Here is a 9,040-nt window from a genome sequence, read left to right as displayed (position 1 = left end):
ACTAGCTGCGCGTCGCCGCCCGTTTTGCCGGAGCTTGCGGAGCTTTGGCACGGCGTCCAGGCAAGTTTTGTCACGTGCCCACGGCGTTCCAGCCCCCAATCTGCGGAGCCCGGAGTCACCCGGGTCAACACCAGAAACTAACCTGCCTCCCAACCTGCGCAGTCCATAGTCCCCCGGTGCAGCGGAAAACAGCCACCCATATGCCGATTTCTTCACAACACCCAGTCCAGTTTGTTACACTTAATTGGTACGCGTCCCCCATTCTGGGCTGCTCATGCATCCGGACAAATGTTTTTGCCCAAATTGACGCCCCCCATACCGGTGGGAATTTATTCAAGTGGGAAAACTTCCCGTTTGCGACCCAACCAGAACACAGCATATTGGTACGTACCAAAATTGATAAGCCGTTTCCCACACGTTCCCCCGGCTTTCTTTGTATAATTGAAATTGGGAACATAACAAGGGATGAAAATTGACTTCTCGCGCTGAACAAGCTGTGCTGTAATGAGCATGGAGAAAGGATGGGCGGTGTGCAATCAAATCTGTCGGAATTAGAAAAACGTGCGTATCTCTTCAACACCGGCACGTATTACCAAAGCTATGAGGTCTTAGGCTGTCGGCGGGTCCAGGCCGATCAGCCGACCTTCCGCTTTACCGTCTGGGCACCCCATGCGCAGGGTGTGGCGATCATGGGTGAATGGACTGATTGGTCACCCACACTGACACTGCAGCGTCTGAAAAAGACCGGCTGGTGGGTCGGGGAGACCGACCAGTGTCAAATCAATGACCTGTACAAAGTGGTCGTTACCCAGGCCGACGGGCAGGAGGCCGTGAAGATCGATCCGTACGCGCTCGGGTATGAACATAAACCCGGCGATGCGGCCATCGTGCTGGATCGACCGGACTTTCAGTGGCATGACGATACTTGGCTGACCCAGCGCCGGGCGACCAAACCGTATCATGAGCCGCTCAATATCTACGAGGTTCATTTCGGTTCTTGGCAGCGGCACGAGGATGGGACGTACCTGACCTATCCCGAACTGGCTGACCGAATGATTCCATACTTGCACCAGCTGGGGTACACCCACGTGGAATTCATGCCGCTGATGGAACACTTGCTGGACGCCTCCTGGGGCTATCAGCTGATGGGGTATTTTGCACCCACCAGCCGGTTTGGCTCTCTGGTGGAATTTCTCACCATGGTGGACAAGTTCCACCAAGCCAACATCGGTGTCATCATGGACTGGGTACCCGGCCACTTCATCCGCAACATGGATGCCTTGGCCATGTACGACGGCACGCCCACTTACGAGTACGCCGATCCCAACCGGGCCAACAACGTCCGCTGGGGCACCTGGAACTTCGATCTGGGCAAGGCCCAGGTGCAAAGCTTCCTGATCTCCAGCGCCCAGTACTGGCTGCGGGAGTGCCACCTGGACGGTATCCGGGTAGACGCGGTCTCGAACATGCTGTATCTGGATTACGATGCCGGCAAGGAAGGTACCCTCAACAAGTACGGCAACAACAGCAACCTCGAAGGCCTGGCCTTCATTCGGAAGCTGAACACCGAGATTTTCAAGTTCCATCCGGATGTCTTGATGATTGCCGAGGAAGCCAGCGCCTTTCCGCACGTCACCGGGCCGGTGAACACCGGCGGCTTAGGGTTCAACTACAAGTGGAACATGGGCTGGATGAACGATACCCTCAAGTTCTTCGAGATGGACCCGCTGTACCGGCGGGACCACATGAATCTGCTCACCTTTAGTTTCATGTACATGAACGACGAACAATTCATCCTCCCGTTTTCTCACGATGAAGTCGTCCACGGGAAGAAATCGTTGATGCACAAGATGCCCGGCGACCGCTACAATCAGTTCGCGAACCTGCGCACCATGTTCGTCTGGCTGATGGCCCATCCGGGGAAGAAATTACTGTTCATGGGCAGCGAGTGGGGCCAGTTCCTGGAATGGCGCTTCTGGAGCCAACTGGAATGGCGCGACCTGCAAGATCCCATGAACCACGCCATGCAAGACTTCACCGCCCACCTGAACCATTTGTACCTGGGTGATCCGGCGTTCTGGCAGCTGGACCACGAGCCCCAGGGGATTCAGATTACGAACGCTGATGATCCCCAGAGCGGGACAATTAGTTTTGTTCGCCGCAGCCAGGATCCGGCTGACTTTCTCGTCTTCGTCTTCAACTTGGAGCCGATCCAGAAATCGCCGTACCGGGTACCGGTGCCGTTCGCAGGGGAATATACCGAATTATTGAACACTGAAATGAAAAAATATGGCGGTACGTGGACTACGCCGCAGACTAAGCTGATGACCATCGGCGAAGCCTACAAAGGGGAACCGGACGCCGTCAACGTGATCTTACCGGCCATGAGTGCCTTGATTTTGAAGCCGGTCCGCATCACGCCAGCGACCGCTGCCGCACCACGGAGTAATGGAACGAAGGGAGAGAAGGAAGTTTAACTTCCGCAATCAATGAGTACAGAAATGCTTGCGATGATTCTTGCCGGCGGGCAAGGCACGCGGCTGGGGAAACTGACCCGGTTCACGGCGAAGCCCGCGGTACCGTTTGGCGGGCGCTACCGGATCATCGACTTTGCCTTGAGCAATTGTTCGAATTCCGGCGTTAATACCGTCGGGGTGGTGACCCAGTACCAGCCTTTGGAACTGAATGCCCATATTCAAAATGGGGCCAGCTGGGGACTGGCAGAAAAGAACGCCGGGGTCACGGTGCTCCAGCCGTATGCCTCAAGTGAAGGCGAAAAGTGGTTCTTAGGGACCGCCCACGCCATTTATCAAAATATTGCCTACATCGATCTTTACTCGCCCAAGTACGTGCTGATCCTTTCGGGGGACCACATTTACAAGATGGACTACGAGGCCATGCTGGCGTATCACAAGGCCCAGCACGCGTCTTTGACCGTGGGCGTGCTGCCCGTCACGATGCAGGAAGCGACCCGCTTCGGCATTATGAACACGGACGAGACCAACCGGATCATTCAGTTTGAAGAAAAGCCCAAGCACCCCAAGAGCAACTTGGCCAGTATGGGCATTTACATCTTCAATTGGCAGACCTTGAAGAAATACCTGGTGGATAGTTACAGCACCGACGGCCGCATGGAGGACTTCGGTAAAGACGTCATTCCGGCGTACTTGAGCCACAACGAGCCCACTTATGCGTATGCCTTCCACGGCTACTGGAAAGATGTGGGGACCATTCAGAGTCTCTGGCAGGCCAACATGGAATTCCTGGAGCCGGACAATCCGCTGGATATCGACGACCGCAGCTGGCGCATCTATTCCCGTAACGATGCCCTGCCGCCCATGTTTGTGACCAGTACCGCCAAGGTCCACCGGTCGATGATCGTCGACGGCTGCTACGTGGCCGGCGAGGTCGACCACTCGATCCTCTCCCAAAACGTCAAGGTGGGCACCGGTTCCGTTATTCGCGACAGTATGATCATGCCCAACGCCGTCATCGGCAAGAATGTACTCATTGATCACGCCATCGTCGGCGAACGCGCCGTCATCGGGGACGGCGGCCAAGTCGTCGGCACCCCGGACGACATCGCCGTGGTTGGTTTCCAAGAAGTACTGGGCAGAATGGAGGAGGACGACTAACATGCGTAAACAAGATATGTGCGCCATCATTGACTTGAATGAACCCAGCGCGGCGCTGGCACCGCTGACGGACGAACGGCCGGTGGGCACCATGCCCTTCGCTGGCCGCTACCGGCTGGTCGACTTCCCGCTTTCTGCCATCAGCAACGCCGACATCCGCACCGTCGGCATCTTTCTCCCCAAGTCGTCCCGCAGTGTGGAAGACCACGTCCGCTCCGGCCAAGCTTGGGATCTAGACACGATTACCGGCGGCGTCTTCACCTTCCCCTACGTCGCCACCCGGGACTACGACGACCCGGCGAACGTGCACCGCTACTACGACAACTACTTGACCTTCCTGATCAAGTCGAAGAGCGAGTACGTCTTCATCACCGGCGCCCGCAACGTCTCGAACATTGACGTCAGTGCGCTGCTCCACTTCCACCAAGCATCGCCTAACCCCATTACCGCCGTGTACCGCAGTGTGCCCACGGCCAGTGCCAATCCGGAGCAGGAAGCCTTCGTGCTGGACGCGGACAATGAGGTCACGGACTTCGCGGCCAGCAAGGATGTGGCCGAGAGAAAGTCGAACCACACCAAGCCCATCAGTATGCAGATGTACCTGACCCGGACGGATTACCTGATCGAACTGCTCAGCCGGGTGCAGAATTCCGGCAAGTTCATTCGCCTGCCCGAGCTGATCCACCAAGAGATCACCACCGCCCAGGCCAACGCCTTCGAATACACCGGCTACTGCGCCACCGTCCACGACATTCCCAGCTACTTCCAAGCCAATATGGACATGCTGGACGAAGAAAAGTTCCACTCCCTGCTGTTCAGCCAGCGGGCCATCTACACCAAGAACAAGAACGAGGCGCCCACGTACTTCGCGCCCGAAGCCGACGTGCTCAGTTCCTTGCTGGGGACTGGCGGCCGGGTCTACGGCAAGCTGCGGGATAGCGTCCTGTTCCGCAACGTCTACGTGGACCACGACGCCCAAGTCCTGCACAGCATCGTGATGCAGGGCTCGCGCATCGGTAACGGCGCCCACGTCGAGTACGTGATCATGGACAAGGGCTGCGTCGTCGGCCCTGATGTCCAACTCGTCGGTACCGCTGAAGCTCCGATCGTATTGAAGAAAGGCACCACCATTCTGGACCAAAGTGCCGCGGAAGAGGTGCTGCAATCGTGACTCAGAAACGGACACAAAGACGTTTTCCGATTCCTGGCCGGACAACGGCCAAAGCTCCGGCTGCACCGATTTCGGCGGACCCGAAGCTGGCCCGGGACAAGCGGCCGGCAGCGCCGGAGACACGGCCGGATCAGGACGCTCGGCCAGTGACCGCAGCTGCGGCACCAGCCAATTCGCCGGCACCAGAAAAAGTGCTGTTTGCCGCCAGTGAAGGGGCGCCGTTTTTCAAGACCGGCGGCCTGGGTGACGTGGCCTATGCCTTGCCTAAGGCCTTGGCCAAACACGGCGTAGATATTCGCGTCGTTTTGCCGTATTACAGTAACCTCATGCCTGCTGAATACCAGCGCCAGTTGCAGTTTCTGGGCAGTATCACCGTCCGCGTCGGCTGGCAAGACAAGTACTGCGGCATCCTCACCCTGAAACTGGGCGAGGTCCAGTACTACTTCATCGACAACCTTCAGTACTTCGGCCGCGACGGGTTGTACGGGTACTGGGATGATGGCGAACGCTTCGGCTTCTTTGACATGGCGGTGCTGCAGATGCTGCAGTTCGTCGATTTCATTCCCAACGTTATCCACGTCAACGATTGGCAGACCGCCTTCATTCCGGTCCTGCTCCACGACAAGTTCAGCTGGATCGAACCGTTGCGTAACATCCGCACGGTTTTGACCATCCACAACATCGAGTTCCAGGGCCAGTATGATCCGGTCATTTTGGACTCCGTTTTTGCCATTGGCCGCCAGTACTTCAACGCCATGGGCTTCAACCAGAACGGCGGCGTTAACCTGCTCATGGGCGGTATCAACTTTGCCGACCGCGTGAACACGGTGTCGCCGTCCTATGCGGAAGAAATCAAGACGCCGAACTTTGGCCACGGCCTCGACGGCGTGCTCCGCTGGAATGCCTGGAAGCTGTCCGGCATCCTCAACGGGATTGACACGGAGCTTTACGATCCGGCTACGGATGCCAACATCCCCGCCCACTACACGGCGGCTGATTTAAGCGGGAAGAAACAGGATAAGCGGGCGCTGCAAAAAGAAGTCGGTCTGCCGCAAACGGACGAACCGCTCTTCGTCATGGTCTCCCGGCTGACCCGGCAAAAGGGCGCCGACCTGCTCGTGGACGTCGTTGACCGCTTCCAGTTGGAGCACAACTGCCAGTTCATCATTCTTGGCACTGGGGATTACGACTTGGAAGAAGCCTTCAAACGCGTGTCGTACCGGTATCCGGGTGCCTTTTCTGCCCAGATCCGCTTCGATGCCAAACTCGCCCAGCAAATGTATGCCGGCGGGGATTACTTCTTGATGCCTTCGGCTACCGAACCGTCGGGGCTGGCCCAGATGATGGCCATGCGCTACGGGACGATTCCCATCGTTCACGCTACCGGCGGACTGCGGGATTCCGTGCAGCCCTTCAATGAATATACCGGGGAGGGGACTGGTTTCTCCTTCGACGACTACCGGCCGGATGTACTGGAAGATATGCTGAAATACGCGTATGATGTCTTCATCAACAAGCCCAAGAGCTACGCTCAGCTGCAGCAGAATGCGATGGCGGAGAACTTCTCTTGGACCAATGCGTCACAACAGTACATTGACTTGTACAATTCGCTTCTGATGCAAAAATGATATTGCCACCGCGCGCCGACCACCACAATCGTGGCCGGCGCTTGCTATATTGGGGGGTTACTTTTGGCCACATTAACAGTTGATGAATTTAAACAAGATTTTAAGGATATGATCCTCCGGCTGTACGCCGAAGACATCAAGGACTCCGATGCCCACCAGCAGTTCACCGCGCTGGCTTACTTATTGCGGGAAATGTACGCGCCGAATCTCAAAGAGACCCGGCAGCGGTACGAAAATGACCGGGTCAAGGAAGCCTATTACTTCGCCATCGAGTTTTTGCCGGGCCGCATGCTGCAAACGAACCTGTTGAACCTGGGTTTGTCCGATGTCGTGATGACCGGCTTGCTGGAAATGGGGCTGGACGTGGAGAAAATCGTCGATGCCGAACCCGATCCGGGCTTGGGCAACGGCGGTCTAGGCCGCTTGGGCTCTGCCTTTCTGGACAGCGCTGCGGCGCTGCACATGGCCTTGAACGGCAATGGCATTCGCTACCAGTACGGCTTGTTCCGCCAGACTTTCGAGAATGGCTTCCAAGTCGAGATGCCGGACGACTGGCTGCGCGGGGGCAACGCCTGGGAAGTCCGGCGGGAGAACCGCGCCTGTCTGGTCCGCTTCGGCGGCAACGTCTGGATGGCCGAAGACGTCTTCGGCCGGCTGGTGCCGCACTACGAGAACACCACCGACGTGCTGGCGGTGCCCTATGATACGGGCATTGTCGGCTACCATAACCATACGGTCAACACCTTCCGCCTCTGGAGTGCCGAACTGCCCACTGATCCCAGCCGGACTTACACACTGCAAGAAAAGCAGAACGTCAACGAAATCACCGAAATTCTGTATCCGGATGACTCCAATTACGCCGGCCGGCTCCTGCGGTTGAAGCAAGAATACTTCCTGGTATCGGCCGGGGTGCAAAGCATCGTCCGCCACTACCGCAAGCACCACCGCAACTTGAACCACATGGACTTGACTGTCGCCATCCACATCAACGACACCCATCCGGCAATGGCCATCCCGGAACTGATGCGCATCCTCATGGACGAAGAGTTCATGAGCTGGGACCAGGCCTGGGCCCTGACCACGAAGGTCATGTCCTACACCAACCACACGCTCTTGGCCGAATCGCTGGAGACCTGGCCGGAAGACATGGTCGCCCAGACCGTTCCCCGGATCTACCAGATTATTCAAGAAATCGACCGCCGCTTCCGGGCGATGCAGGTACCGGTCTACGGCGATGACCGCGTCAACCGCTGCGCACCCCTGGGCAACGGGACTGTGCGCATGGCGTACCTGGCTGTCATCGGCAGTCATTCTGTGAACGGAGTCGCCAAGCTGCACACGGAGCTCTTGGAGACCGATGTGCTGAAGGACCTGTACCGGATCTATCCGGAGAAGTTCAATAACAAGACCAACGGCGTCACCATGCGCCGCTGGATCCAAATCGCCAATCCGCCGCTGACCAAGCTGCTGGATTCGGATGTCAACGGCGATTGGAAGCACCGCCCGCTGGACATCATCGGCGTCCAGTCCTTTGCCAACGACCCGACGTTCTTGAAGAAACTGCGCGAGGTCAAGGTGAAAAATAAGCGCGCGTTGGCTAAACGGATCCGCACCCACCTCAATATCGCCGTGGACCCGGACCACGCTCTGTTCGATGTTCAGATCAAACGGCTCCACGCCTACAAACGGCAGCTGCTGCATGCGCTGTACATCATCGACGAGTACCAGCAGATCAAGGCCGGCAAGGACCTGGCCGTCCCCCGGGTGCATATCTTCGGCGCCAAGGCCGCCCCGAGTTACTACTACGCCAAAGAAATCATCAAGATGATCAACGAACTGGCCAACCTGATCAACAACGATCCCGATGTGGGCGACCAGCTGCGCATCGTCTTCGTGCCGAACTACGGCGTGTCCGAAGCCGAGGACATCATTCCCGCCGCCGACGTCTCCGAGCAGATTTCTCTCGCCGGCAAGGAAGCCTCCGGCACCAGCAACATGAAGCTGATGGCGAACGGGGCCATTACCCTGGCCACCATGGACGGGGCCAACATCGAGATCGCCGATGCCGTGGGTCAAGACAACATCGTCATCTTCGGCATGACCGCCGCCCAAGTCCAGGCGTACACGAACTACTCGTCCCAAGCCATCTTCGACGGCGACAAGCATTTGCAGAAAGTGGTCAACGCCCTCATCGACGGCACGATTCCGAACATCGGCCGGGAAGGGCGGGACATCTACAATTCCCTGCTGCAATACAACGACGAGTACTACGTCTTAGCGGACTACGAGAGTTACGCCAAGGCCCAGGACCGCATCACCGGGCTGTACCAAGACCCGGAGCGGTGGTACCAGATGGCGGCGATCAACATCGCCAAGTCCGGTCAATTCTCCTCCGACCTGACCATCGCCCGCTACGGCGACGACATCTGGCACCTGACCCGGGACCAGCTGGTGAACTGATTCTCCGCGTTGGGCAATTCAGGCAGAAAAGCGCAAAGCCATTCGCGGCTTTGCGCTTTTTGTGTATACAAGATATGGTTCGCAAGACCCGGCGATTTGGGCCGATACGGCGTTGCGCTGCGCGCGTCCGCCTTGTGGCACGGGAG

General features: G+C 57.6%; 5 protein-coding genes. All 5 read left to right on the top strand.

Going from position 1 to position 9,040, the window contains the following annotated elements; genetic code table 11:
* Positions 1-521 precede the first annotated feature (521 nt).
* The 5 genes from glgB to L248_RS10110 all read left to right on the top strand — a co-directional run bounded on the left by glgB (position 522) and on the right by L248_RS10110 (position 8,894).
* Complete coding sequence (gene glgB, locus L248_RS10130; RefSeq protein WP_022530117.1) at positions 522-2,477, top strand: 1,4-alpha-glucan branching protein GlgB; 1,956 nt, start codon at positions 522-524, stop codon at positions 2,475-2,477.
* Between the two features lie 12 nt (positions 2,478-2,489).
* On the top strand, positions 2,490-3,635 hold the full coding sequence (locus L248_RS10125) for a glucose-1-phosphate adenylyltransferase (RefSeq protein ID WP_022530116.1): 1,146 nt from the start codon (positions 2,490-2,492) through the stop codon (positions 3,633-3,635).
* Between the two features lies 1 nt (position 3,636).
* Positions 3,637-4,806: a glucose-1-phosphate adenylyltransferase subunit GlgD gene (gene glgD, locus L248_RS10120; RefSeq protein ID WP_022530115.1), complete on the top strand. Its 1,170-nt coding sequence runs from the start codon at positions 3,637-3,639 to the stop codon at positions 4,804-4,806.
* A 146-nt stretch (positions 4,807-4,952) separates the two neighbouring features.
* Entirely contained in the window at positions 4,953-6,434 is a 1,482-nt protein-coding gene (gene glgA / locus L248_RS10115) for a glycogen synthase GlgA (protein ID WP_051999997.1), read from the top strand.
* A gap of 63 nt (positions 6,435-6,497) precedes the next feature.
* The gene (locus tag L248_RS10110; protein WP_022530113.1) at positions 6,498-8,894 is read left to right on the top strand and encodes a glycogen/starch/alpha-glucan phosphorylase; all 2,397 of its coding nucleotides are present in this window, start codon (positions 6,498-6,500) and stop codon (positions 8,892-8,894) included.
* Positions 8,895-9,040 lie beyond the last annotated feature (146 nt).

This window comes from Schleiferilactobacillus shenzhenensis LY-73, assembly GCF_000469325.1.
Lineage (GTDB): Bacteria > Bacillota > Bacilli > Lactobacillales > Lactobacillaceae > Schleiferilactobacillus > Schleiferilactobacillus shenzhenensis.
Note: the sequence above shows the minus strand (reverse complement) of the source record. Positions and strands in the feature narration are given on the sequence as shown.